The 26266-nt window shown below is 42.4% G+C and carries 16 protein-coding genes, 2 tRNA genes and 1 riboswitch; of the genes, 10 read left to right on the top strand and 8 right to left on the bottom strand.

Annotated features, from left to right (window positions below; all coding sequences use genetic code 11):
• Positions 1 to 29 precede the first annotated feature (29 nt).
• Genes Q0R88_RS26385 through Q0R88_RS26365 form a run of 5 tightly spaced genes read left to right on the top strand, consistent with a single transcriptional unit; the run spans position 30 to position 6907 of the window.
• Positions 30 to 1304, top strand: a complete 1275-nt coding sequence (locus Q0R88_RS26385; protein ID WP_295721676.1) for an efflux RND transporter permease subunit — start codon at positions 30 to 32, stop codon at positions 1302 to 1304.
• On the top strand, positions 1301 to 3193 hold the full coding sequence (locus Q0R88_RS26380) for an efflux RND transporter permease subunit (protein WP_295721674.1): 1893 nt from the start codon (positions 1301 to 1303) through the stop codon (positions 3191 to 3193). The genes Q0R88_RS26385 and Q0R88_RS26380 overlap by 4 nt, the downstream gene beginning before the upstream one ends.
• 4 nt (positions 3194 to 3197) lie before the next feature.
• Positions 3198 to 4427 (top strand): TolC family protein, encoded by a 1230-nt coding sequence (locus Q0R88_RS26375; RefSeq protein WP_295721673.1) that lies wholly within the window; start codon positions 3198 to 3200, stop codon positions 4425 to 4427.
• Positions 4402 to 5670, top strand: a complete 1269-nt coding sequence (locus Q0R88_RS26370; protein ID WP_295721671.1) for an HlyD family efflux transporter periplasmic adaptor subunit — start codon at positions 4402 to 4404, stop codon at positions 5668 to 5670. Before Q0R88_RS26375 ends, Q0R88_RS26370 begins: the two co-directional genes overlap by 26 nt.
• The gene (locus Q0R88_RS26365; RefSeq protein ID WP_295721669.1) at positions 5663 to 6907 is read left to right on the top strand and encodes an efflux RND transporter periplasmic adaptor subunit; all 1245 of its coding nucleotides are present in this window, start codon (positions 5663 to 5665) and stop codon (positions 6905 to 6907) included. The genes Q0R88_RS26370 and Q0R88_RS26365 overlap by 8 nt, the downstream gene beginning before the upstream one ends.
• A gap of 14 nt (positions 6908 to 6921) precedes the next feature.
• On the opposite strand, the gene Q0R88_RS26360 is transcribed toward Q0R88_RS26365, so the two are convergent.
• From Q0R88_RS26360 to Q0R88_RS26340, 5 genes are all read right to left on the bottom strand, one after another.
• The gene (locus tag Q0R88_RS26360) at positions 6922 to 7872 is read right to left on the bottom strand and encodes a PIG-L family deacetylase (RefSeq protein ID WP_295721667.1); all 951 of its coding nucleotides are present in this window, start codon (positions 7870 to 7872) and stop codon (positions 6922 to 6924) included.
• A gap of 28 nt (positions 7873 to 7900) precedes the next feature.
• A tRNA-Cys gene (locus Q0R88_RS26355) sits at positions 7901 to 7973 on the bottom strand.
• Positions 7974 to 8024: 51 nt separating this feature from the next.
• Positions 8025 to 9464, bottom strand: coding sequence for a SusD/RagB family nutrient-binding outer membrane lipoprotein (locus Q0R88_RS26350; protein ID WP_295721665.1), 1440 nt, complete (start codon positions 9462 to 9464; stop codon positions 8025 to 8027).
• A 5-nt stretch (positions 9465 to 9469) separates the two neighbouring features.
• Positions 9470 to 12652 (bottom strand): SusC/RagA family TonB-linked outer membrane protein, encoded by a 3183-nt coding sequence (locus Q0R88_RS26345; RefSeq protein WP_295721663.1) that lies wholly within the window; start codon positions 12650 to 12652, stop codon positions 9470 to 9472.
• 379 nt (positions 12653 to 13031) lie between these two features.
• Entirely contained in the window at positions 13032 to 13601 is a 570-nt protein-coding gene (locus Q0R88_RS26340) for a TlpA disulfide reductase family protein (RefSeq protein WP_295721661.1), read from the bottom strand.
• A 118-nt stretch (positions 13602 to 13719) separates the two neighbouring features.
• A riboswitch (SAM riboswitch) is annotated at positions 13720 to 13831 on the bottom strand.
• A 302-nt stretch (positions 13832 to 14133) separates the two neighbouring features.
• Between Q0R88_RS26340 and Q0R88_RS26335 the strand changes: the two genes are divergently transcribed.
• Positions 14134 to 14209: transfer RNA gene (locus Q0R88_RS26335), tRNA-Gly, on the top strand.
• A 208-nt stretch (positions 14210 to 14417) separates the two neighbouring features.
• A complete protein-coding gene (locus Q0R88_RS26330; RefSeq protein ID WP_295721658.1) occupies positions 14418 to 15086 on the top strand; it encodes an STING domain-containing protein in 669 nt (222 codons plus the stop codon).
• Between the two features lie 69 nt (positions 15087 to 15155).
• Here Q0R88_RS26330 and Q0R88_RS26325 read toward each other — a convergent pair whose 3' ends face one another.
• The 3 genes from Q0R88_RS26325 to Q0R88_RS26315 form a co-directional block, all read right to left on the bottom strand.
• Positions 15156 to 16961, bottom strand: a complete 1806-nt coding sequence (locus tag Q0R88_RS26325; RefSeq protein WP_295721656.1) for a hypothetical protein — start codon at positions 16959 to 16961, stop codon at positions 15156 to 15158.
• Between the two features lie 171 nt (positions 16962 to 17132).
• Positions 17133 to 18902 carry an LTA synthase family protein gene (locus tag Q0R88_RS26320; protein WP_295721654.1) on the bottom strand — a complete coding sequence of 590 codons (1770 nt, stop codon included), beginning with the start codon at positions 18900 to 18902 and terminating at the stop codon, positions 17133 to 17135.
• A gap of 348 nt (positions 18903 to 19250) precedes the next feature.
• Positions 19251 to 19832, bottom strand: coding sequence for an RNA polymerase sigma-70 factor (locus tag Q0R88_RS26315; RefSeq protein ID WP_295721651.1), 582 nt, complete (start codon positions 19830 to 19832; stop codon positions 19251 to 19253).
• Between the two features lie 139 nt (positions 19833 to 19971).
• Here Q0R88_RS26315 and Q0R88_RS26310 point away from each other — a divergent pair, with 139 nt between their 5' ends.
• From Q0R88_RS26310 to Q0R88_RS26300, 3 genes are all read left to right on the top strand, one after another.
• Positions 19972 to 21138: a FecR family protein gene (locus tag Q0R88_RS26310; protein WP_295721649.1), complete on the top strand. Its 1167-nt coding sequence runs from the start codon at positions 19972 to 19974 to the stop codon at positions 21136 to 21138.
• A 286-nt stretch (positions 21139 to 21424) separates the two neighbouring features.
• The gene (locus Q0R88_RS26305; RefSeq protein ID WP_295721647.1) at positions 21425 to 24688 is read left to right on the top strand and encodes a TonB-dependent receptor; all 3264 of its coding nucleotides are present in this window, start codon (positions 21425 to 21427) and stop codon (positions 24686 to 24688) included.
• A 9-nt stretch (positions 24689 to 24697) separates the two neighbouring features.
• A complete protein-coding gene (locus tag Q0R88_RS26300; protein ID WP_295721643.1) occupies positions 24698 to 26215 on the top strand; it encodes a RagB/SusD family nutrient uptake outer membrane protein in 1518 nt (505 codons plus the stop codon).
• Positions 26216 to 26266 lie beyond the last annotated feature (51 nt).

The raw sequence follows: 26266 nt of genomic DNA, 5'->3' as shown, positions 1-26266 counted from the left end.
CATACACCGGGATTATCAAAACCATTAAGATGATTAATCAACTTATTACCCTGTCCTTAAAAAACAGGTATATCGTTCTGCTCATCGCGACCATTCTTTTTGCATGGGGCGCTTATGCTGTTAGCGAGAATCCTATTGATGCCATTCCCGACCTGTCAGATAACCAGGTGATCGTATTTACCGAGTGGCAGGGCCGCAGTCCGCAGATCATGGAAGACCAGGTAACCTATCCGCTGGTGAGCAATTTACAGGGCATTCCTAAAGTAAAGGCTATCCGTGCTACTTCCATGTTTGGAATGAGCTTTGTTTATATTGTTTTTGAAGATAAAGCCGATGTGTATTGGGCGCGAAGCCGGGTACTGGAGCGCTTGAACTATGCCCAGCGTTTACTCCCGGAAGGTATTACGCCAACATTAGGGCCCGATGGAACCGGAGTTGGCCATATTTTGTGGTACACGCTGGATGCCAAAGGTATCGACCTTGGCGAACAGCGGGCATTGCAAGACTGGTACATAAAACTGGGGCTGCAAACTGTATCGGGGGTTAGTGAAGTAGCTTCATTCGGCGGTTTTCAAAAGCAATACCAGATCAATATCGACCCACATAAACTCAACTATTACAATATCCCTTTATCGCAGGTACTCAAGGCAGTAAAAAGCAATAACAATGATGTTGGGGGCCGTAAGTTTGAAATGAACGGCACCGCCTACATCGTTCGTGGCCTGGGTTATATTAAGAGTTTACCCGATGTTGAAAATATCTCCATTGCAACCATCAAATCTGTATCGGTGAAGGTAAAAGATGTTGCCACCGTGCAAATGGGTGGCGACGAACGCCTGGGCATATTTGACCAAAACGGACAAGGCGAAGCTGTAGGCGGCATAGTAGTAATGCGCTACGGCGAAAATGCAGACAAGGTGATCCATGCCGTTAAAACCAAAATGAACGATATTCAGCGGGGCCTGCCTGCTGGAGTAAAATTTAAGATCGCTTATGACCGAAGTGAGTTGATTGAGAATGCCATTGCTTCCGTAAAACATACGCTGATTGAGGAAATGATTACGGTATCAATTATCGTTATCGTGTTCCTGTTCAGCTGGCGGAGCGCCCTGAGTATCATTATTCAAATTCCCATCACCATAGCTGCCAGCTTTATCCTGCTTAACGCTTTTGGCATCAGCTCCAATATCATGTCATTAACGGGTATCGCTTTAGCTATTGGAGTGATAGTAGATAACGGTATTGTAATGGTTGAAAACTCGCACCGGAATTTATCCATTGCACAAGAAAAAGAAAGATCATGACCACAGCAGAACGAATTAAAATTATAGAAGCATCCTGCAAACAGGTTGGCCGTGGCGTATTTTTTTCTACGCTGATCATCGTCGCCTCTTTCCTCCCGGTATTTTTGCTGGAAGGCCAGGAAGGTAAACTGTTTGGCCCGCTGGCCTGGACAAAGACTTTTATCCTGGCTATTGATGCTATCCTTGCTGTAACACTTGCCCCGGTGCTGATCTCCTTTTTTCTGAAAGGAAAATTAAAAACAGACGAACGTAACCCGCTGAACCGCGGGTTGGAAAAGCTTTACAGGCCCCTATTAAACTGGTGCGTTACCTGGCGCAAAACAACCATAGGTATTAACATCGTAGCGCTACTCATCAGCATACCGCTGTTATTGAGTTTGGGCAGCGAATTTATGCCGCCGCTTGATGAAGGTATCATCCTGTTTATGCCGGTTACCTTGCCGGATATTTCCAACTCGGAGGCCAAGCAGCTTTTACAGGTGCAGGACAGGATCATTAAAAGTATCCCCGAAGTAAAAAATGTACTGGGCAAAGCCGGGCGTGCCAATACGGCTACTGATAATTCACCCATTAGTATGGTGGAAACCATTATCCTGCTAAAACCTGCCAGCGAATGGCGCAAGGGAATTAAAAAGGAAGATATTATTAATGAGCTAAACGCCAAGTTGCAGATCCCCGGCGTTGTAAACGGCTGGACACAGCCCATCATTAACCGCATCAATATGCTTTCTACAGGGATCCGTACCGATGTTGGGTTGAAAGTATATGGACAAAACCTGGATACCATTTATGCCTTATCCAACCAAATGAAACAGGCCTTGCAGGGCATTAACGGCGTAAAAGATTTATATGTTGACCCCATTACCGGCGGCAAATACCTGGATATACAGGTGAATAAAGATGCCATTGGCCGCTATGGACTAAGCGTAGATGATGTGAACCAGGTTGTAGAAAGCGCCCTGGGCGGTATGAACCTTACGCCAACCATTGAAGGGCGAAGACGCTTCAGCGTAAATCTGCGCCTGGCACAGGACTACCGCAGTAACCTGGATGAGATCAGGCGTACCCTAGTTCAAACACCCTCCTACGGTCCTGTTCCCTTATCATCTGTTGCGGATATCAGGATTAGTGATGGCCCGGCTATGATTCAGTCGGAAAATGCCTTGTTGCGCGGCACAGTATTGTTCAATGTTCGTGAACGGGATTTGGGCAGTACCGTGCAGGAGGCCCAAAACAGGTTAAACACGATGGTTAAATCGCTGCCAAAAGGTTATTTTATTGAATGGAGCGGCCAGTACGAAAATCTGATCCGCGCGGAGCATACCCTCAAGCTGATTTTACCTATAGTGCTTGTCATCATATTTGCCTGCCTGTACTTTGCATTTCACTCTATCCGGGAAGCATTTTTTAGCCTCATCAGTATTCCGTTCGCGCTCATTGGCGGCGCCTATATGGTTTATTTCTTTGGGGTGCATTTATCAGTCGCCGTAGCGGTTGGTTTTATTGCCCTGTTCGGTATCGCTGTGGAAACGGGTATCGTCATGGTTATTTATCTCAATGATGCCATGCAGCAGCTGGTTGCTTTAAAGGGAAATTCCAGCGAAACCATCACCCGTGAAGACCTGCGTGTTTATGTAATGAATGGCGCGGTAAAACGGTTAAGGCCCAAGCTCATGACCGTTTGTGTAGCCCTGTTTGGTTTGGTACCTGTGCTGTGGGCAACCGGCACCGGCAGCGATGTGATGCTGCCTATTGTACTGCCAATGATTGGCGGTGTATTAACTTCTTCCACACATATTTTACTGGTTACCCCGCTTATATTTTTAATGGTAAAGGAATACGAACTAAAAAAACATGGCAAACTGGAAGTATTGGAGGTAAAGGAATAATATCATGAAAACGAAATATCAAATTATATGTACCCTGCTGATCTGCCTTACCGGGATAACAGCAAAAGCACAACGATTACCGTTAGATAGTGTTATAGCACTAATTACTGCTAACCCGGCCCTGCAGGCCTATGATGCCAGGATCAGCTCGCAGGATGCTTATGCAACAGGTGCAAAAAGCCTTGATGCGCCAAAGATAAGTGCAGGCCAGTATCAAACGCCTTACCAGGTTAATCCCAATGTGGGTTCCTTTATGATCCAGGCAGAACAAACTTTCACTAACCCGGCCAAACTGCGCGCTAAGGAGGCCTACATGAAAGGAATGTCGAAAGTAACAGCGGAAGACAAGAACTACCTGAAAAATCAGCTCGTTGCCCAGGCAAAACAATATTACTATGAACGGGTGGTGCTGGAAAAGAAGCTTGCTTTATTACAGAATACACAAAGCCTGTTGGAGTATATGCTTAAGGATGCCAACATCCGCCTTACTTATGGTAAAGAAAAGCTGAGCAATATTTACAAGGCCAAAGCAGAATTGTATGCGCTAAACAATACCCGCGAACAATTGAACAACGAGGTAAGCCAAAGAAAAATTTTGCTGAATACCCTCATGAACAGGGATCAGCAAACTGTATTTACGGTGGATACAAATACCGTTTGGAAAGACTATGAATCGGCCATTACCGATACCGCGGCCCTGGCAACAAACCGCAGCGATATTAAAGGAATAAGCCAGAATATTGAATTACAGCAATTAAATGCCAAAATGGAATACAGCAAACGCAAACCCGATTTTGGGATCCAGGCCGCGCACATGCTGAGCTATGGTGGGTATGCCAATCAATATATTTTAATGGGCTCCGTTACCATACCCATTGTTCCCTGGGCTTCAAAAGAATACAAGGCCAACTTAAAAGGGATCCGTTACGAAGTGGAGGAATTGCAACGAAAAAAATCAGCTATACTCAACCAGGCCGAAGGGCAGCTTACCGGTTTAAAAACGGATATGGGCAGTAAAAAAAGGCAGTTAAAAAATTATCAGCAAAACATCATCCCTGCTTTACAAAACACCTATAAAACATCCTTACTGGCTTATGAACAAAATACCGGCGACCTGCCCACGGTATTGGATAGCATTAAAGGTTTACAAACGGCCAGGATGGAGGCATTAGACCGCTTACAGGAAGTATTACAATTACAGGTAGCTTATGAAAGGGAATATGAAAAGTATTAAGATAATATGGACAAGCCTGCTGTTAAGCACCCTGTTGCTTAGTGCTTGCTCCGATAAAAAAAAGCCACCGGTTATAGCACAGGCCCAAAGTGTTGTAAAATATACCTGCCCTATGCACCCGCAGATCATGGAAGATCATCCCGGTAGCTGCCCAATTTGTGGCATGGCACTGGTAAAAAAATCCGGACAGGCCAGTGAGGGTGCGGGCATTAGCCTTAACACGGTTTTGCAGCCGGTTAATAGTAATGTTATTTCATCGGTGGAGGCAATTACACCAAAGAAAATTGAAACAGCTACAGAAATACATGGCGATGGATACCTGGATTTTGACAGCCGCACATTCAATAATATTTCAGCACGATTTTCTGGGCGGATAGAAAAACTATACATCAAATATGCTTTCCAGGAGATACATGCCAGCCAGCGCATTTTTGATATTTACAGTCCGGATATAGTGACCGCCCAGCAGGATCTCATCTATCTATCCAAAAATTCGCCGCAGGAAACGGGGCTGATTAATGCCGCCCGGCAAAAATTATCGTTACTTGGTTTAACATCAGCGCAAATAAACCAGGTTATCAAAACAGGTAAATCATTTTACAGCTTGCCCGTCTATAGCGCTTATGAAGGTCATGTGCATGATGTGCAGCACAGCCAAATGGGCGGTGCCATAACCGAACAGTCATCACAAAGCTTTGCGGCTAATGTTCCGCTATCTATCAGGGAAGGCATGTATGTTCAAAAAGGGCAAACGTTATTTAATGTGGTTAATCCTCACCAACTATGGGCAATTATTAAGATTGCCCCCTCGACCGTTTCTGGCTTAAAGTTAAACCAACAGGTAAAAATTAATTTACCGGATTTACCGGGCAAAACAATAAATGGGAAGGTCAATTTTATTGAACCCGTTTTACGCGAAGCCGATAAAAGCACCAGCATCCGTGTGTACATAAACAACATGGACCATGCATTAAAAGTAAATAACGTGGTTAAAGCCACCATACAAACCGGCACAGCCAGCGGATTATGGATACCAAAATCGGCATTGGTTGATTTAGGATTCACAAAAGTTGTCTGGCTAAAAAAAGGTGCTTCCTACCATGCTCACCAGGTTTTTACGGGTGCCACAAACAACAATGATATACAAATTATAAAAGGCTTATCCTTAACAGACAGCCTGGCATCAAATGCCCAATATTTAACAGATAGCGAAAGCTTTATCAAAACACAAGGCAATGAATAATATAAAAAAACACCCTGCTGCGTTAAAATCAGCCGGGATCCTATTCTTTGTAATGCTGATTGCTGCGCTGTTTACCGCATGCCAGCAAAAGCCCAAACAGCCAATAGCTAAAGCATCAAACAAAGCTTATTATACCTGCTCTATGCATCCGCAGGTACATGAAGAGCATCCGGGTAATTGCCCTATTTGTGGCATGAAACTCATCAAAGTAGAGTTTACCGGTACTGGCGGCACTGCCCCCGATAAAATAACACTGACTGCAACGCAAATTCAGCTGGCCGGGATTGTAACAGATACCGTACGGGAGGAAAATACCGGCACTGAAAAAACAATCACCGGAACCGTAACTACGGATGAAAATAAAGCCGAAGAACTGAGTGCAAGAATAGCAGGCCGAATACAACAATTATATATCAGAACCGTTGGCGAAAAAATAGTCATCGGTCAGCCTGTATATTCTATTTACAGCGAAGATTTGCAGGAAGCAGAAAAGGAATACCTGCTGGCCCGGCAACAGCAAAAGGTTTTGCATAACCCCGATGTTGATTATAAGCAACTGATTGCCGCCGCCGAAAGCAAACTGCAGCTATGGGGGTTATCACCAGCACAGATCAGGAGCCTGGCAGCCACCGGAAAAGCATCGGCTACAACAACTATACTAAGCAAAGTTGAAGGCACAGTTAGTGATATAGCGGTTCACGAGGGCGACTATGTAACGGAAGGAATGACGATTTTAAAAACACAAGCCTTAAACAGTTTATGGATCGAAGCGCAGCTATATGCCGGCGAAGCCGGAAACTACAAAGTGGCCGACCGGGTTAAGGTATCATTCCCCGACCTGGGCGGACAGGTGATTAACGGCAAAGTTGAGTTTATCAATCCTGAATTATCAGATGCCTCTAAAGTTGATTTGGTAAGGATTAGTGTTGCCAATACGCAGGGGCTTATCAGGCCGGGGATGCTGGCCTATATATCTGTTACCAATGGCAGCAAACGCGCGTTGGCTGTACCCACATCCGCCATTTTAACTGATGGCCGGGGCAGCAAGGTTTGGGTTAAAGATAAAGATGGAAGTTTTTCGCCGAGAAGTATCAAACCGGGCCCGGGAAACCAAACTTACGTCCCTGTTATTGCCGGGTTAAATGCCGGTGACGTGATAGTTACCAACGGTGTGTATTTACTAAACAGTGAAGCCATTTTTAAAAATGGAGATACAGATAAGGGCATGAAGATGTAGTCCCGATAGTTAATTTATTTTGATTTAGAATATACAGGCTGCGCATCCAGGTAAGTTTTGGGTGCATAGGGTGTATAACTAAGCCTGTTAAATAGTGCTTTGCAGGTGTTAATTCCAGGTGTTCCGTTAATGGAGAAATACCAAAACCCCTCCAGGTCGCCATCATTCATGGTCATCTGGGTAAGGCCTTGTGATTTATGTTCGGCTATTTCCCAGTTGGCTATAACTTTATAGTTTACCCTGTTTTTATAGCTGAATGAAGCACTACGGTCAATTCTGAACAGGGCTGTATCGGTTAAAGTACGGGTTAACGGGTATTGGGCATATTTAGAGAACCGGGTGACTGAATCTGTTTTGTTCAGGGTAACGGCCCCTAAAATAATGGGCCTGTTATCAACAGGTAAAGCAGCTATGGCATTCAAAGCTAAAAGTGTTGCCGCCTTGTGCTGCCCATGAGTCGTGTTTTCTGGCAATAACGTAAACACAAAATCATAATGGTTACTTGTCAGAATTTGGTTCAGTCGCTTTTTTATCACGGGAACATTCCAACTTGTATCCAGCGGCTCCTTTTCATTTAACGTGTAGCGAGCGTCTTTCTGATCCATAAAATAATATCCATTCACACTTAAAATATGGCCTGCGTTAACCAATTCCTTTTTGCGGATAGCGGGTAAATTTGTCCTTGCTGTTTTTTCGTCTGTAAGTTCAAGGCCATAGTAGTTTTCGGCCAGTGTCGAATATTTGTACCCGGCCTCGCCGTTGGTGATCACAAACAGATCAACAATGCCATGCTGTTCCTTAGCAATCTTATATAGCGTAACAGAAAATGTACTTTCATCATCAGGATGAGCCATTACCACCAGCACACGCGGGCCATGGGTTATAGCCTGTGCCATCGTTTCCTGCAACCCGTCACCGGTAAAATAAAATGTTATGGTTAATAACAGTACAGCCAGCTTTTTCAAATGTTATATTTTTAGTATTTTAACAATGAGGCGTGAGGGTGGATTCGAACCACCGTAAAAGGTTTTGCAGACCCTCGCCTAAACCACTCGGCCACTCCGCCTTTTAACAATAAGCGGCCATACTTAAAATAAGTATGACCGCTTACAAAAGATTAATTCACGTCAAACCATAATTTGGTAGTCAGCACATCCGAGCCCTGGTTGGCCACGGCCGCTTTATAGCTTGCCCCATTAAGTGACTGCTCGGTACCGGGATAAATAAACCTTACCGGTATTTTACCATTCAGGGTACCGGCAACTGCGGGTTGCAGCTGCGGATAATCAAGCCTGCGCCATTCGGCAAAAGCTTCCAGGCCCTGCCCAAACAGCGCTATCCATTTTTGCTCGCCAATTGATTTTTTGTAGTTGCTTGCATCATATTGAACAGCAGGTTGATCTGCATAGCTGCTTGCTATGCCACCGGTAATGCTATATTGAGCTAATGATGCCAGTATAGCTTGCTTATATAAATCAGCAGCATTTTCGGTAGTGAAACCACGTGCGGCAGCTTCGGCCCGGTCAAACAAAACCTCGGCATAGCTGATGATCACAGCCGGCGCGTTTGGCGCTAAAAAATAAGTGCCTGGTTTTGATGTTTTGGTAAAGCCAATGCTGCTGGCATCGCCAACCAACAAACCATTTGGTAAGCCAACATAGGTTTGCGGTGTAGCATCTTTGGTTTTACTGGCGTAGACAGGCAGGCGCGGATCGTTCAGCGCAAATAGCTTATCAACAATAGTTTTACTGATACGGTAATCGTCCCTGGTATCAAACAGGTTGCTTATCGGGTTTTGATTAGGCGAGTTGTAATAAACAAACTGGGCTATATCTGAGTTCGAACTGATATATGCCCCGCCCTCAGCCTTAATATCATCCAATACCTGTTTGGCCTTCGCAGCATCCCGATCTGCAATGCGCAGCGCAATACGCAAACGTAGTGAATTGGCAAACTTTTTCCATTTGGCAATATCATTACCATAGATCACATCGCCTAAAATAGCTTTGCCTGCCGGGTCAAGCGCGGTCTGAGCTGCTTTCAAATCATCCAGTAAGGCATAATACACATCCTTTTGCGTGTCATAAGCCGGGGTTAAGTATTGGTCGATATTGGCAGACTGCTTGTAAGGAACATTGCCATAGGCATCTGTTAACAAACTAAACACCCATGAACGCAGCACCAGTGCTACCCCCTTATAATTAGTATTAGCCTGTGCATCGCCCAGCTTAATGATCTGGTTAAGGTTTACAATGCTTTTGGAATAACCTACTGTCCAAAGTTCCTGGAAGGCACTGTTGGTATATATATACCTGTCTGGGTCGGTATATTGAATTTTAGACCAGTATTGCACAAAAAGCAGGCTGGCATCCATATTATTGGCTGTTCCCCAGTAGGTATCGGCAGTAGTTTTGGTAGCTGCGGTAAGCAGGTAGTCTGGTTGTGCAACCTGGGCAGCATTTGGATTCTGGTTAATATCAACCAAGGTTTTTTTGCACGATGTTACAGATAGCAAAAACGCACCTGATAATAGCAACGATGTATATTTAAGTTTCATGATTTTTAGAATTTAAGGTTGATGTTAAAACCAATGTTACGAACGGTCGGCAGGGTAAGATCTTCCAACCCTTGTCCGTTGCCATTATTGAAGGCTGTTTCGGGATCTACATTTGGCACATTTTTATGTATTATCCAAAGGTTACGTCCCACAATTGATAGCGTTGCAGCCTGCAGGCCTACGCTTTTTACCCACCTTGAAGGGAATGTATAGCCCAGCTTAACCTCGCGCAGTTTAATATATGAAGCATCATAAACAAAAGCCTCATCAACATTGGTAAAACCTTTGTAGTATGATTGCGCAGGCAGTATTGTTGTATTTGGCGTACCATCGGCCTTTACACCTTTAAAAATAACACCATCCTGATAAACCGTTGCTCCCGCCGGCGCAGTACCGCTCACCTGTACAGCTGCAAGCTTGGTATTATTACCCGGATAATAATAGCTTAAGCCGCCGTTTGCCGCTCCGCGGCCCGGCAATGTTGAGGCCAGTACTCCGGTATAAGTACCGGTACGGTTTGTATTTGAATAAATAGAACCTCCAATGCGGGCATCAACCAAAAAGCTTAAGTTTATTCCTTTGTAGGTGAAACTGTTATTGATGCTACCCAGCCATTTTGGGGTAAACTTGCCCAGGTATTGTTTGGTAGGATTGATGGTTGGCGTACCATCTGCACCAACAATTATTTGCCCCGATGCATTGCGCAAATAAGCGTTGCCAAACAAGGTGCCGTAAGGTTGTCCAATAGCGGCCAACACCTGTACGGTACGGTCTGTACCCAGTATATAGCTCTGCAGGCGGCCTTCCGCATCAAGCGAAACCACTTTGCTGCGGTTAAGGGAATAATTAGTATTGATATCCCAGGTAAATTCTTTCGATTTTATAGGAGTTATGCCCAACTGAACTTCTAAACCTTTATTATTGATTTTACCACCATTGATCAGCTTCTGGCTATACCCTGTAGATGGGCTCACGTCGACTTTTAATATTTGGTTTACGCTATTGGTGTTATACACGCTCACATCAAAATGAACCCTGTCCTGGAAAAAACCAAGCTCAAATCCAGCTTCGGCAGATGTGGTTGTTTCCGGTTTAAGATTCGGGTTTAAATCAACGCTGTTTGCGTTTTGCTGCGGGTTTGTACCTAAAGGAGCGGTAAAATCATATGTATTGATGAGTTGATATGGTGTTGTAGCCTTACCCACTTTTGACCATCCTCCTCTTAGTTTTGCATAGGTTAACACATCGCTTTTAATATCCAACGCCTCTGATAATATCAAACTACCATTCACTGATGGATAAAAATAAGATAGGTTAGCAGCAGGCAGGGTCGACGACCAGTCGTTACGGCCGGTAAGGTTAATAAAAGCGTAGTTTCTGAACCCTATTTGAGCTGATGCAAAATAGCTATAGGTTTTAAGCTTGCCGTACAAATTGGAAGACACCAGCGGATCGCGTGAGTTGCTTAGCGTATATAAACCTGCAACAGCCAGCTTTGGCGCCACCTGGTCGTTTTGCTCGTTTACTATAGTGCTGATGTTACCACCACCCAAAACATCTAAAGAGAAATCATTATTGAGCTTTTTGGTGTATTGCAAACGGCCCTCGGTATTGTTTTCGTTCACGCTATAGGCATCTTCCTCATACGAGCCAAATGGTGTGCCATTGGTGCCATAAGCTACCTTGATCTTGCGCCTGTCGTTATAATAATCGGTACCTGTACGGAAATTGGCAGATAATCCTTCGATGATCTTGTAGTTCAATTCCACACTACCTATAATACGGTTTTTATGTTGCCCAACCGTATTTTCATAAGCCAGCCAGTACGGGTTACTGTAGTAACTGTTGTTCCAGTTAAAGGTATTGCCATTGGCGTCTTTATAGTTTTTTAACTGGCTTATATCAACCTGGCGGCCAAACCAGGTAAATTGCAGCATGGTACTGGTAGCACGCTTGCCGCCTGCTCCCGGCAGGTTATCGGCATCGTCTTTAATATAATTGGCAATAGTGGTTACCGTTAATTTAGGGCTAAGCCTGAAGGTAGAGTTCAGTAAAAATGAATTTCTTCCTTGTGATGTATTCGGGATAATACCTGTTTGGTGCAGGTTGTTGTAGGATAAGCGATAATCCGCTTTATCGCTACCGCCTGATAATGCTATACCATTGTTAAGGGTTACTCCTGTTTTAAAGAAATTTTTAACGTTATCCGGGTGCGCTATAAAAGGCACGGCAACGCCGTTTGAATTAAACTGCGGAATCAACGAACCATCTAAAGCCGGCCCCCAGCTTTCGTCAACACCATCATTAACGCCGGCGCCTTTACCATCAACATAGCTAAATTTACCGTTTGAACCCTGGCCATACTGATTTTGATAATTTGGCAAAAGCTGTACGTTTGAGAAGCTGGTATTTGAATTAATGTTGATACCCAAGCCCTTTGCGCCTTTACCTGTTTTAGTTTTAATGAGGATAACACCGGCCGCCGCACGATAACCGTAAAGAGCCGCCGCATTAGGGCCTTTAAGTACACTAACAGATTCAATATCTTCGGAGTTTAGATCGGCGATGGCATTGGCAAAATCCCTTGATCCGTTTGTACCCAAAAACTGGGAGTTATCAACTATAACACCATCCACCACAAACAGCGGTTGGTTGTTACCCGCGATAGAGGTTTCGCCGCGAATAATGATCCGGGACGAACCCATATCACCCTGGCTGTTGGTTACCTGCACCCCGGCAATTTTACCGGCCAGCGCATTCACCAGGTTGGTTTCTTTAGCCTCGGAGATATCCTTCGACTTTAACCCCTGAACAGCATAGCCCAATGATTTTTTATCCTTAGATATATTGAGGGCCGTGATTACCACTTCGTTAAGGGAATTGGCAGCCTCCTGTAATATGATCTGTAAATTGTTTTCAGCTTGCTTTACGGTGATCTCCTGCGCTGCGAAACCTATATAAGTAACCTTTAATATATCGTTAACATTGGCGCTGAGGGAGAATTTTCCATCTGCATTGGTTTGCGCACCATTGGAAGTTCCTTTTACAGAGATATTAACACCGGGCAATGGCAGGCCATCGGATTTTGCGGTTACCACTCCGCTTATTTTAACAGATTGCGCCGCAACTGTTTGGATGAGAAAAAATGGCAACAGGATTACCAGTAACAGTTTGTAATTTTTAAACATGATAAATAGATTGTGAATAGTTTTTGAATATCAATACAGCTGAATGAAAGCATTGGCTAACAGCTTTTTTGGCATGAAATACCCGCTGATATGCTTTATAGAACCTGTAAAGAATTAATTTTTGCTTTGTGGTTATTTAAAAGATAACAAGCTGCAGCAAGTACACTCATTAAATAACCATTGCGGTTGGGTTAGCATCAACAACGCATGCTTTGCATACAGCCATGGAAAGAATTGCAGGTAAACAGCGTAGCATCAGAAGAATAGTTGGCGTGAAAAAAGGTAGCTGTTGTTTTCATAACATTAAGATATTGACTTATAGAAAAAGCAACCGGAATAAATAATTGCAAGCAACTTACTCCGTAATTGCCCGGTATTTTTAATTAACAGATGCAGTTTTATTATTAACCAGCGCATCTACAGCTTTTAGCATCGATGCAAATTCCTGGGTATCATATAAACGGGTGAGGTAAACTATTTTACCATCCTTATCAATAATAACATTACGCGTTACGCCGCTTTTTTTGTTGGCGAACCGGCCAAAAATATCGGCTCCGGGATCAAGCGCCAGCGGGTAGCTGATATTCATTTCCTGGTGAAATCTCTTTACCTTTTCAAGGGGCTCATCGCGATCTACACCTATCAGAATCAGGCCTTTGCCTTTATAAGCCTGCCATACGTCCTTTTCAAGGTGGGGCATTTCTTCGCGGCATACACTGCACCAGCTGGCTGTAAATTGCAGAATAACAACTTTGCCGCGCAGCTCTTTTAAGGAGGTTTTGGTACCATCGGCAAGTTGCAGTTCAAAATCTGCAGGTGCCTGGTCGCCAACTTTTACAATATAGCCACGATCAATAGATGCAGGATCAGTTGGTTTTGCAGTTTGCGCGCCGGCGAACATGGTGCTTATCAGAAATGTACAGGTAATGAGTAAATGTTTAATATTCATAGTTGTAAATTTTAATGCTGCTTTTAGCAGGCATAAATTTTTAAGTATTTTAATTAAACAGGATTTCAGAGAGAAAGGGAGATAATGATCAGCCATGGGCTGTGCAATAATTTTGCGAATATTATCTTCTCCACCTTTTATAGCGGACAGGAATTAGCACCTTTATAACAATGGGCTTACAGGTTGCTAAGACATCATAGGGCCTTTCCCTCAGTCTTTCTTGATAATTAAAATTAAAGAACTTATTTCGTCAGCAAATATATAATATATTCTACTAAACACATAGACTTTATATAATTTATTTGTCATTTAAATATCTTCCCAATAATTTCATCCGGCATGCCGCAAATTGAGCCAAGGCAATGCTTAAATAAGAGCCTTATTATTCGCTTGCCGGCCTATAATTTAAATTAAGCAGATGGTTAGTGTATTTTTAACTTGCAGAGTATTCAATTCTTTTTATATTTGCGCTCCCGAAAACGAGATAGGCACACGGTTAACCGCAACGCAACTCGAAACAGGAAACACCAACGCGAAAGTAGCTCAGTTGGTAGAGCACGACCTTGCCAAGGTCGGGGTCGCGAGTTCGAATCTCGTCTTTCGCTCCAAAGCCCTTCTCTAAAAAAGAAGGGCTTTTCTTTTTTAAAAGGTTAATAACCAGGCATCCAGTACGCTATTATCCTTACGCTCCGCATCGCTGCCGTGAATGAGGTGTTTCTCAACAAATTGTATGTGGCAATTCAATCAAATTCCAACATTTTTTGCATACCACTTAATTAATCATTATTATTACTATTAACTAATAACCTGATAGTCATGACCTTTACTTTCAGATTTTTCCCGTTTAAGGATTTTATATTTTCCATTATACCAACTATTGGTACCTATGGCGGCTTCCTTGATGGCATTATTACGTTCCCCAATAAATGGATGGCTTTTGGGTCAGGATTTGTAGTATCTGTAATACTGGCAATAATTTTCCATGCCGAAAACAAGCGTAATTACAGAAGGTCGCTGGCCGAAATACTGGCGATGGGTTATTTTATGAATTTTACCGGCAGGCTGGCTAAACTTTTAAAAGGCAAGGCCGATATCAGTTTTTCTTTCCCGGATACTAATCTTGTAGCTTACCCTCCCGGCAAGGTTAACGTTAAGGTAGGCATACCGGGCACCCTAAACGCTTTGGTTAAATATTGCAATATGGTAGAAGCCCAAAGTGATGTAGTGTATATTCGCGAATCGACCAAAAATGACCCTTACTGGGTACGGGCAAAAAAGGAAGACGATGGCACCATAACCATTTATGAATTTCCAAGAACCCTGTTTGCCCTTTCCAGGTACCTGGAAAAAGAGTTTGAGAATCAACAGAAAGCCGAAAAAAACTCGAAAAAGATCTATAAATATTTTGATGATAAACTAAAGCAATTGAAAATACAGCACAGCAATGAGTTCCCTAATGACAGGATCAAGTTTCAATACGTGTAGGTGTAAAAACGCATATTTTGCATCTCCCGGATATAGATCCAATATGCTATATCCGCTGGGTATAATTTTCTAATTCTTCTTTTTTTCAAGCTGCTCCCTGAATTTTTTTTCCTCTTTTTCTTTCTTCTCCCTTGCTTTTTTTAAAGCCTTCTCCCGCTCCTTTTTTTCCTTTTTAGTAACTGGCTTACCGGCTTCTTTTTCCTGCGATTTGCCGACCCCGACGCATGACTTGAGTCCATCGAGCAACGTAAGCCATATTGTTTTAAAGAAAGGAAAATTTGCCGGGCGGATAAAAACCACGTTGGCCGACCGTGGTACAGGCTTTCCCTCATCGGGGTTATCTTGTTTAAGTATTACGGCATTGGCCAGCAGAGACAGGAGCGACTTTTTCGCGTAACCTCTTTCCTCATCGCGTTTTAGTAAATCCACCTTTAGGTTATTGTAGAGGAACGTGACCTTACCGGCAGCGTTTTTTTTGTCGCCGTGAACATTAAAGTCGAGACTATTTACCCTTCCCGATGTTATTTTTACCAGGCCCAGGGGCATAACCGCCGGATTAGCAGCCAACATATCCATAGAGCCCAGGTGCCCTTTATAACTGTAGCTATAAGCAGCATCGCTTAAATTAAAACCAAAGGCCAGGTCGAGCTTGCCTTTGCCCATAAAATAAGTATTGAGGTTAGCCGTACAAACAGGATGCTGACTGAGGATAGTTTTTTTATTAGTGAGGTTGAGAAACCTACCCGTAGTATTATCAAACTTTACCGCCCCGGCTTTCCCGGAGCTTTTGTTATACTCGCTGTAGGTAACGTCGATCTTTTTTATGTCGAGCGTATCCACATTGAGCCCCGCTTTTACCTGGCGGATAGCCCAGTTGGGGAACGTTACCAGTCTATCGGTAGTTTGAAGCCGGCCATTGGGGTTGGCAAAAACTTCGAAACTTCCTTTATCAACAGTAATTTTTGATACCAGGAGATCCTGCGCTCTACGATAGCTGCGGTAATCAAAATGATGAAAGGTAACCTTATCAAGGTGCAGGGTAAAGCGGTCGCTTTTGCTTTTGGCAAAAAATGCCTTTACGCTTAGTGGCTGTATGTCTATCCCTGCAATATCCAACCGGGCTTCGCGGGTGGATAGTTTTACCGATCCCACTTTATATTTATACAGGCCCCCGGCAGAAGTTTGGGTATAATGCTTCAGCTCTGTAACGATGTCCCTGCAATATAATGTTCTGGAGGTATCTGTTTGCGTTGTCGAATCTATCAGCAGGTCGGTAGCTTGCAGGTTCATCTCCTTCAGTACAGAAACCGAAGGCTTGGGGACACTCTTATCTCTGTAAGTAAAGGTGATAGCATCCAGGTTAATCTGACCTACATGGATCATTTTAAAACTGTTGGAAATTTTCTGGTAGAGGGTTCGTTTATCCTTCTGCTCCTTTTTGTGCGGCTTATCTGTGTTTTTACTGATATATATTTCCGGGCTATTCAGCGTAATCCGGCCAATATCCATTTTCTTTTTAAACCAGGTTTGCAGCGGGTGCGCTTCCGAAATTTCCAGTCGCTTTACGTGCAGTTCATAAAGATGATTGGGGGCATCGCCACTTTCCTGCATCTTACGGTAAACAGCAGTATCCGGACCGAAGGTAATATCATACAAAGTGGCCTTCCCCGCAAAAATATGCAGCTCGGCTTTACTAAAATCTACATGGTATAAACTATCGGAGCCTTTTAAAACCGCATCCTTTAATTTTGCGGTAAGCTTGCTGGTTAAAAAACTATTGAGGAATAATGCTACAACAAGCACCAATAAACCCACCGCCGCCAAACTGATCAATACAATTTTTTGCCACCTGTGCTTTAAAAACGAAACCGCCATAATAATTGCTCTTATTTTAGTTTTAAGCAACCTACAGGCAGCTTTATAATAAGCTACAACACCAAAACCGCGGTTTTGTTAATCCGTTGTTACTGTTACTTTTAACGAAAGCACCAGCATAATATCAATAACGTTTAGATGGCTCCACGCAAAACAGGGCGAAGAAGTAATTTACCGCTTCAACTTTCCATTTACAATACGATCTGTATAATCCTGGATCAGGGCCTTACAATCAAGCATTGCCTTATCCATTTCAGAATCAATTTTCCCGCCCATTAAATTCTTTTCAAGCCCTTTATCAGCAGCCGCGAAAATCCCCGTAAATACTTTTCCATCAAACAAATAAATATAATTACCCTGCATAAACTGGTATATATTACCCGGCGAATTGATTACCCTTGGCGTTTCGTCCGGGGAATTGGTGATCAGGCTTCTGCCCCATGATCTAAAAGGCTTATTATAACCTATCATATCAACTATGGAAGGATATATATCCATTTGCGAGGCCAGGTCTGTCCTCACACCTTTTAAAGCATAAGCCTTATTAGCACTGTAAAACAATATGGGAACAGCAAACCGGTTAATAGCCTTACTATATTCAGGATAATAAGTTTGACTGGTATGATCGGCAGTTATTACAAAAATGGTGTTATTGAACCAGGGCTGCGTTTTTGCATAGTTAAAAAACAGCCGCAGGGAGTTATCTGTATATTGTACACATTTATCAATAGTAAGCGGACCACCTTTAAACCTCGCCTTGTATTTTTCCGGAATCTGATCGGGATCATGCGATGATAGGGTAAACAGCGTAGCCATAAATGGCTGTTTCTGGGTGTTAAGCGTTTTACCCATGAATTGAAAAAATGGCTCATCCCAAATACCCCAAATACCATCAAAATCTCTATCGTTGTTATATTCCGTTCTGCCGTAATAGTTTTTAAATCCTAAAATATTGCCGAAGCCCTGGAAACCCATAGAACCGTTTGCCGCCCCATGAAAAAACGATGTTTGATAACCCATTGTATCGCAAACGGATACCAGGGACTGGATTTGTTGCTTTGCATAAGGCGATGAAGTAAAGGCGGTTTGAAACGATGGAATACCAGCCAAAATAGACGACATGGCGTGAATAGATTGCCGCCCGTTGGCGTAAGCATTGGTAAATATTAAGCTGTTATCAGATAATGAATCTAAAAAAGGAGTGTAGGATTTAAAATCGGGTATATTGGCGCCCCTGTTCATACTTCCCCAATACTCCCTTGCCATGCTTTCCAATATAATAACTACAACATTAGGCTTTACAGCGGGGGTGTTGTTGTATTGTTTTACAGGCTTAATATTCGCGTTAATATAGTTTTGGTCTGTCCAGTGTTCAAGTTTAAAATTGTTGGCGCTAAGCGTTCTGAAAATGGCAAAAGGTGTGTTTAATACAATATCGCCCTGGTTGGGGATGATTACGTGTTTGTAGGCATCAATCATGTTTATAGGCCTGGTGCTGTGACTAAAATCGCCCCGTATGCCACCAATAACTAAAGCCAGCACAATTAAGAATGCAGCTACTGATGAATAAAAATAGGATGCCGGTTTTCTCCCCGGGTTGGGTTTAATTTTTACGCGGCTATATAACCATATCCAGCAAAGACTGCATAATATAAAAATGATAATTACATACCAGTATGCTCCGGAAAAGTGTTTAAATAGTGCTTTCTTGTTATTTTCATCGGCAAGCACATCAAGCGTAGCCTTTGTTGATCTAACCTGGCTAAAACGGTAGTAAATAATATCAACAAAATTGGTAGCGTAAGCCAGCAGGTTTGTAATGAAGTATAAAATTGTTAACCCTTTTTGGAAACCGGGCCGTGTATTAATGGCTAAGGGCAAAATACTTAATACAATAAACAAACTGTTAATATATAATAGCGCGGCTGTATCAAAAGCCATCCCGTAATAACACAGTTTTAATATAGAGGAAAGGTGATCAACAGCGAAAAGATTTGCATTAAATGCAAAAAACAGCACCCTGCCTATGAAATAAAATAAATAACCTAATAAAATCCTGAATATAAGAACCTTATATTCACCTAATCTGAATTTAACCTCCATTAAAAAATATTGCTTTTATTACCCTTAAATTACATAAGGCAAGGCATGATTAAAGCCGCTACGGGGGAAAAACCTTAATATACCTTTGTTTACATACAGGGATGATTGTAAAAAAAACGAATATAGTAAAAAAGCAAATAATGTATCGGAGAGCGGCCCTTTGCTAAAACCGATAAGCGGCTGAATTTATTTAAGCAGGTAGATCATTAAAATAAACGACGAAATGTGTTTAAAGCAAATCCTGAGGTGCTTAAGTGCAACCGTTATCTGGTTTTCAACTGTACGTTTTGAGATACCCAGCTGACCGGCAATTTCCTGGTTGGAGAGTTGCCTCACCCTGCTCATGTAAAATATTTCCTGGCAACGTTTGGGTAACTGCACCAGGTATTTATCCAGCTCCTGCTCAAACTCCTGAACCATAATATGCTGCTCACCAGCGTTACCATCTACCTGCTCTGCTAATTCAAGCCCCTCGGGAGCCAAAATAACAGGTGATTTTGCCGATCTCATCCTGTTATACACCTGGTACCTGATAGCCGTAAGTAAAAAATTGGGGAATGACTCAATTTCCAGCAGGTTTCTGCGGTTCCAGATATTCAGGAAAACATCGTGCACAATTTCTTCACTCTCCTCCCGATCTTTAACGTACACCAGCGCGGTTTTGTAAAGCCTTACCCAGTACCGGTCAAAAAGAGCGGTAAAAGCTGCTTCGTCATTGCGGCGGATAGCAGCCCAAAGTTCAGCGTCACTAAGCGGGGAATTAGACATAATTGGTAGGGTAAAAGTATGAAAAGACCTGAAATATTTCAATGTTTTACTTTTTGCAAATAAAAATTTACAAAAGTATGTGTGTGTGATTAAATGTTACCTACACATATAATGTATAAACCTGTAATATATATTCCTGATGATAACCAAAAACGAGTTTCTGGCTTTGTACCAAAAGTACATTAACGGGCAATGCACCCCTATGGAAAAGGAATTGCTTGATAGTTACAGCGATGAAATGAAATTGCAGGGTGATGACTGGACCGATGATTTAGTTGATGAGCAGGATGTACGCAACAGAATTTGGCAAAAACTAAATGACAGCCGCAAAGTAGTTGAAATTACACCACGTAAAAAAGCCAATTACCGTTGGATTACCGCAGCAGCTGTTTTACTGATAGCTTTATTTGCGGGCTTGTTTTTTATAAAAGGTGAAAAACCAAAACAACAGGCAGTTACCGGCATAGCAAAAAACAAACAACAACAAATTGTACCGGGCAGTAACAAAGCCTACCTCACCCTGGCCAACGGCGCAAATATTATTCTCGATGATGCTAAAAACGGTGAAATTGCCGCTAAAACCGGCATCAAGGTGAGTAAAACAGCTAATGGCGTACTTGTATATCATTTTACAAAAACCAGACCCGAAGCTGTTGCGAGTGCCGCGCCAGAGTTTAATACCATAACCACACCACGCGGCGGGCAATACAAGGTTGAACTGGTAGATGGCACTAAAGTTTGGTTAAATGCCGCATCATCATTAAGGTTTCCGCAGGCATTTACCGGTACCGACAGGCAGGTTGAACTAACCGGCGAAGCTTATTTTGAAGTGGCAAAAAATAAAGAAAAACCATTTATTGTAAAAGCTAACGGTACTCAGGTGCAGGTATTGGGTACTCATTTCAACGTAAATGCCTACAGCGATAATAACAATATAACCACCACCCTTTTAGAAGGATCTGTAAGAATGTCAAATGCAAGCTCGGCAGTAATGCTGGTTCCCGGCCAACAGGGATCTGCAGGCGAAAACGGCGCGGCGATTAAAGTTAGCAAGGCTGATACCGAAGAAAACATGGCTTGGATCAATGGCTTCTTTGTATTTCATGACGAAAGCATTGTAAATGTGATGAAGCAGGTAAGCAGGTGGTACGATGTTGATATAGAGTACCGCGACAATGTGCAACAGAACGAGTTTGGCGGTACCATATCCAGGTACAAAAACATTAATGAGTTATTAAACAATATGCAGTTAACCCGTACTATTCACTATAAAATTGAAGGAAGGAGGGTAATCATTATGAAGTAGTTATATCTGCCCAATAATGTTAACCTGTTAAAATAATAACCAGGAGCGTTCGCACCGCCCCTGGTATTAAGCTGTGAAGCTGCCAGGTAAAAACCAATGATCATTTTTCTCATAACCAATTATTTAACCTAACATTCAAATGTATAAAATTTCTACTGCAATTAGATGCAGGGAGCTTCCCCGTATCCAATCTAAATTATTTCTGATTATGAAATTGACGTTCTTTTTATGCTTGATTTCCATACTGCAGGTTAGTGCCTCCACTACCTATGCACAAAAAATCAGCATGAACAAAAATAATGCATCCCTGGCTGCAGCACTAAAAGAGATCCACAAGCAGAGTGGATTTAGTGTGCTTTACAATGCCAAAATGCTAAAGTTGGCAGTGCCTGTAAACGTGCATTTACAAAACGTTGAACTGGAAGAAGCATTAAAACAATGTTTCCAGGACCAACCGTTTACTTATGTAATCAATAATACAACCATCGTAGTTACACCTAAGATACAGGAAACAACCCCTGTTCAGGCTATTACGGTTACAGGCCAGGTTAAAGACAACAAGGGGTTGCCCCTGCCTGGTGTTACCATTAAAATAAAAGGCTCTGAGATTGGCACTCAAACAGGCCTTGATGGTAAATATTCTCTTAGCGTACCCGATAATAAAGCCGTTTTGGTATTTAGTTTTATTGGTTTTGTTAACCAGGAAATAACCGTTGGCAACCAGGCTAAAATTGATGTGGTGTTAAAGGAACAAACATCGGCACTTAATGAGGTTGTAGTTGTAGGTTACGGTACGCAAAAAAAGGTAAACCTGACTGGTGCTGTTTCTACAGTAAGCGGCGAAGATCTTAATAAACGCCCGGTTATAAATCCGGCTTCGATGTTGCAGGGAACTATACCCGGCGTACAGGTGAGCCAGGGCTCGGGCGAACCGGGTAACGAAAGTGTAACCATACAGATCAGAGGAAACGGAACCTTTAGTGGCGCCGGATCAGCACCGTTGGTTTTAGTAGATGGTGTTCCGGGTAGTTTTAGTGATATTAATCCTACAGATATTGATAATGTATCCGTTCTTAAAGATGCGGCTTCCGCATCAATATATGGTTCAAGGGCTGCAAACGGGGTAGTATTAATTACCACCAAACAAGGCAAAGCAGGCCAAATGAAAGTTCAGTACGATGGCAATGTTGGCATATACAAGCCAACCAAGCTTTTTAAACTGATAACCAACTCTGCTCAATACATGGAATTGTATAATGAGGCCCGTATCAATACTGGTTTAAATGATCCTAACGATCCAACCAAACTATATGGTCTTTATCCGCAGGATCAGATAGATCTTTACCGTAACAGTTCAGATCGTGTTCATTATCCTAATACCGATTGGTTAAGTCTTATTTTTAAAACGGCTCCAACACAAAATCATAACCTAACCTTTAGCGGCGGAAATGAAAAAACCACTTATAACATATCATTAGGTTACGTTGATCAGAATGGTATTATCAGGGGTTTCAATTATAAAAAATATACTGGTCGTATTAATCTAACCTCAAAAATTAACGATCATATCAAATTCGGAACTAATATTTTATTAAAATCCGGCACTACAGAATCTGCTGCAGGTGGCTCAAAAGATTTATTCCTTTCGGCCATGTCACAAGCGCCTACCTACGGACCATACCTTACCGATGGAAGCGGGCACTTTACCTATAAGGCTTATGATTATGAATACAACAACAAAAACCCTATAGCTGTACTTGACAATAGCTTCACCCACAATACAAACGATTACGCCGTTAATGCTCAAGGCTGGTTTGAAGTACAGTTCACCAAAGATTTTTCATGGTATACCAAGGGAGCTGTAAATGTTAATATGGATAAGTACAAGGATTATAAATCAACCCTTGATCTATATAATTTCAAAACCAACACGCTTTCTACTTCGTTAGATTTGGGTAAGGGATTAACCGACCAGGACGAACAAACTGTTTACTCAAACTTGTACAGTTACTTAAATTACAACCATAACTTTAACGGGCACAGCATTAAAGCGCAGGCTGGTTACAGTGTTGAGCAAAGTAAATACTCATACCTGCAGGGTTACCGTCAGAATTTCCCTGATGAGGACTTAAGGGAACTAAACGCCGGCGGACAGGACATTCAAAGAGCCAGCGGTACAGCAAACCAATGGGCGCTAATGTCATACTTTGGTCGTGTAAATTATAACTACAAAGAGCGTTATTTGTTAGAGGGCAATATCCGTTATGATGGCAGCTCAAAATTTGCCGGCAATAACAAATGGGGTATATTCCCATCATTTTCCGGAGGCTGGCGTGCATCTGAAGAGCCTTTTGTAAAAGCCATGAATTTAACCTGGCTGGATAACTTTAAGTTAAGAGGCTCATGGGGGAAATTAGGTAATCAAAACATTGTAATAGGAGGTTATGGCCAAAATTACCCATACCAGGCATTATTAAACCTGACCGGGAATTACTCTTTTGATAACTCCGCCTTAACAACCGGCGTAGCCCAACAATCATTAAACAATCCCGATATTAAGTGGGAAACTACTACCATGACAGATATTGGCCTGGATCTGGCACTTTTCAAAAACTTCAATGTAACTTTTGATTGGTACAAGAAAAGAACAATTGATATCTTAAGGCAATCGCAAGTTACCGCAATTGTGGGCTTAAGCGCCCCAACTATTAACGATGGCGTTGTTGATAATACCGGAGTTGAGCTTGGTTTAAACTACAGCAACATGATTCATGAAGGATCATTAAGCGGGTTTACCTATGGCTTAGGAGTTAATTTAGATCACTTTAATAACAAACTGGTAAAATACGGTCAGCAAGACATTTTTGATTATACCACTAACAAAAACGGACAGCCTATAAGCTCTTTTTATATGCTGCAGGTTGCAGGAATTTTTCAGTCAACTGCCGAGGTAAACAGCTCGCCTAAACAATTTAATGACAGCACCTTACCGGGCGACTTGAAATATAAAGATGTTAATGGCGATGGCAAGATCAACAGTGATGACAGAACCATTATAAGCGGCGTATACCCTAAATTAAATTACTCGTTTAACCTATCGGCAAGCTTTAAAGGATTTGATTTTTCTGCTATGATGCAAGGTGTTTACGGTAGTAAATCATACGTATCTAACTGGGGAGTAATTCCGTTTGTACAAGGCACACCACCAACAACCGATTGGTTGAACAGATGGACTCCTGAACACCCATCAACCACCATGCCTCGTATTTACTGGGGATGGAGCGCTCCGCAAAAACTTACCCGCCCATCAACTTTCTTTTTACAGGATGCATCATACTTAAGGCTTAAAAATTTAGTATTTGGCTATACACTGCCGTCTAAGGTAACCAAAAGCATAGGTATTGACAGGTTAAGGGTTTACTTTGCCGGCGATAACTTATTTACCATAACCAAATTTAAGGGTCTTGATCCAGAACGTTATGGAAGCGGTGATTTAGTGCAGTACCCGCAAAATAAAATATACTCTTTTGGTGTAAACGTTTCCTTTTAATCAGTCCACATGAAAAATCGAATTATAGCAACTATATTAATTACATCACTGTTTTTAGGTGCATGTAAAAAAACACTGGATCTGAATCCGCTGGACCAGATATCCACATCTACATTTTATAAATCAAAAAGCGACTTTGACAAAGCCCTTGCCGCAGTTTACGCGTCTTTACAAAACAATGAATTCGCCGAGGAGCTTCCTATTCGGGATTGCCTTACCGATAATGGTTATGCGCAGTTTAACTCGGGCAGCGTTAATGATGTTGATCAGGGTAACTTAAATCCTACTACTGGTGGCTATGAAACCGGTATTTACAAAGACAGCTATGTTGGCATTGGAAGGGTAAATTTATTTATTCAAAACCTGGCTAACTACAAAGGATCTGATATTGCAGATGCCGACAGAAAGGCCTATGAGGGCGAAGTAAGGTTTATAAGAGCATTTTTTTACTACCAGTTATACACCATTTATGGTGATGTTCCCTTGGTTTTAGAGCCGCTTACCCTGGCTACCCAAAAACAGCCTAAAGTAGCCGCAGCTAAGATACTGACTCAAATAACAACCGATCTTGATTACAGTATTGCAAACCTTAATACCGCTCCATATTTTTCAAACGGAGGGCATGCGGCTTCTTCATCGGCCAAGGCATTAAAAGCCCGTGTACTTTTATTTGCAGCTTATGGCACTACTGGTACGCCTGATGTGGCAATGCTAACGCAGGTAAGGGATCTTTGTAAAGATGTTATGTCGCAATACACCTTAACTAAAAACTTTGAGGACAATTTCAGGGATGCTACACAGAAAAACAATACAGAAACCATCTTCTCTATTAATTTTTTAGCACCTAACAATTTAGCCTACTGGGACAGGGATTATGGCGACTGGTGCTCAGCAAGCCCGCTGCCTAACTTTGTTAACACGTTTGAGTGTACCGATGGTTTACCTTATGGTACTTCTCCCCTTACCGATACAAAAAAGCCGTTTAACAACCGCGACCCAAGATTAGCCAAAACAGTATATGTTGATCATCCTGATTTTGGCGGAGGTAAAGTACATAACCCGTCAAACCCACGCCCTACAGGCTATGGCGTCCTAAAATTTCTTGACCCGGCCAATCTTCCATTCGGGTTTTCGACACTTAGCGGCCAGGATGCTATTGTATTACGTTTAGGAGAAGTGATGCTGATGTATGCCGAAGCACAAAACGAAATTGCCGGTCCGGATGCAACCGTTTATAAAGCGATGACAGATTTGCGCGCCCGTGTAACTATGCCCGCTTACCCGGCCGGATATACCAAAGAGCAAATGCGCGAAAGGATAAGACATGAGCGCCGTGTTGAGCTCGCTTTTGAAGGCTTACGTCATTATGATTTAATGAGGTGGCACATTGCGGATGATGTGTTAAATAAAGTAAAGGATAGCCTGATCCCTTACCATTTTGAAAATAAATTTTACAAATGGCCACTGCCACAAACAGAGATTGATAAAAGTGGTGGCGTATTGGTTCAAAATCCTGATTATAAATAATCAACTTAAACAGGTTTAATTTATACGATAACAAAGCGGCGGGTAATTTAC

The sequence above is a fragment of the Mucilaginibacter sp. genome (genome assembly GCF_025362475.1).
Lineage (GTDB): Bacteria > Bacteroidota > Bacteroidia > Sphingobacteriales > Sphingobacteriaceae > Mucilaginibacter.
This window is presented reverse-complemented; position numbering and strand designations above follow the sequence as displayed.

Excerpts from the sequence above, each read along its gene's own strand:
- Q0R88_RS26385 (WP_295721676.1), top strand. The coding sequence starts at position 30 with ATGATTAATCAACTTATTACCCTGTCCTTAAAAAACAGGTATATCGTT.
- Q0R88_RS26380 (WP_295721674.1), top strand. The coding sequence starts at position 1,301 with ATGACCACAGCAGAACGAATTAAAATTATAGAAGCATCCTGCAAACAG.
- Q0R88_RS26375 (WP_295721673.1), top strand. The coding sequence starts at position 3,198 with ATGAAAACGAAATATCAAATTATATGTACCCTGCTGATCTGCCTTACC.
- Q0R88_RS26370 (WP_295721671.1), top strand. The coding sequence starts at position 4,402 with ATGAAAGGGAATATGAAAAGTATTAAGATAATATGGACAAGCCTGCTG.
- Q0R88_RS26365 (WP_295721669.1), top strand. The coding sequence starts at position 5,663 with ATGAATAATATAAAAAAACACCCTGCTGCGTTAAAATCAGCCGGGATC.
- Q0R88_RS26350 (WP_295721665.1), bottom strand. The coding sequence starts at position 9,464 with ATGAAACTTAAATATACATCGTTGCTATTATCAGGTGCGTTTTTGCTA.
- Q0R88_RS26345 (WP_295721663.1), bottom strand. The coding sequence starts at position 12,652 with ATGTTTAAAAATTACAAACTGTTACTGGTAATCCTGTTGCCATTTTTT.
- Q0R88_RS26340 (WP_295721661.1), bottom strand. The coding sequence starts at position 13,601 with ATGAATATTAAACATTTACTCATTACCTGTACATTTCTGATAAGCACC.
- Q0R88_RS26330 (WP_295721658.1), top strand. The coding sequence starts at position 14,418 with ATGACCTTTACTTTCAGATTTTTCCCGTTTAAGGATTTTATATTTTCC.
- Q0R88_RS26325 (WP_295721656.1), bottom strand. The coding sequence starts at position 16,961 with ATGGCGGTTTCGTTTTTAAAGCACAGGTGGCAAAAAATTGTATTGATC.
- Q0R88_RS26320 (WP_295721654.1), bottom strand. The coding sequence starts at position 18,902 with ATGGCTTTTGATACAGCCGCGCTATTATATATTAACAGTTTGTTTATT.
- Q0R88_RS26315 (WP_295721651.1), bottom strand. The coding sequence starts at position 19,832 with ATGTCTAATTCCCCGCTTAGTGACGCTGAACTTTGGGCTGCTATCCGC.
- Q0R88_RS26310 (WP_295721649.1), top strand. The coding sequence starts at position 19,972 with ATGATAACCAAAAACGAGTTTCTGGCTTTGTACCAAAAGTACATTAAC.
- Q0R88_RS26305 (WP_295721647.1), top strand. The coding sequence starts at position 21,425 with ATGAACAAAAATAATGCATCCCTGGCTGCAGCACTAAAAGAGATCCAC.
- Q0R88_RS26300 (WP_295721643.1), top strand. The coding sequence starts at position 24,698 with ATGAAAAATCGAATTATAGCAACTATATTAATTACATCACTGTTTTTA.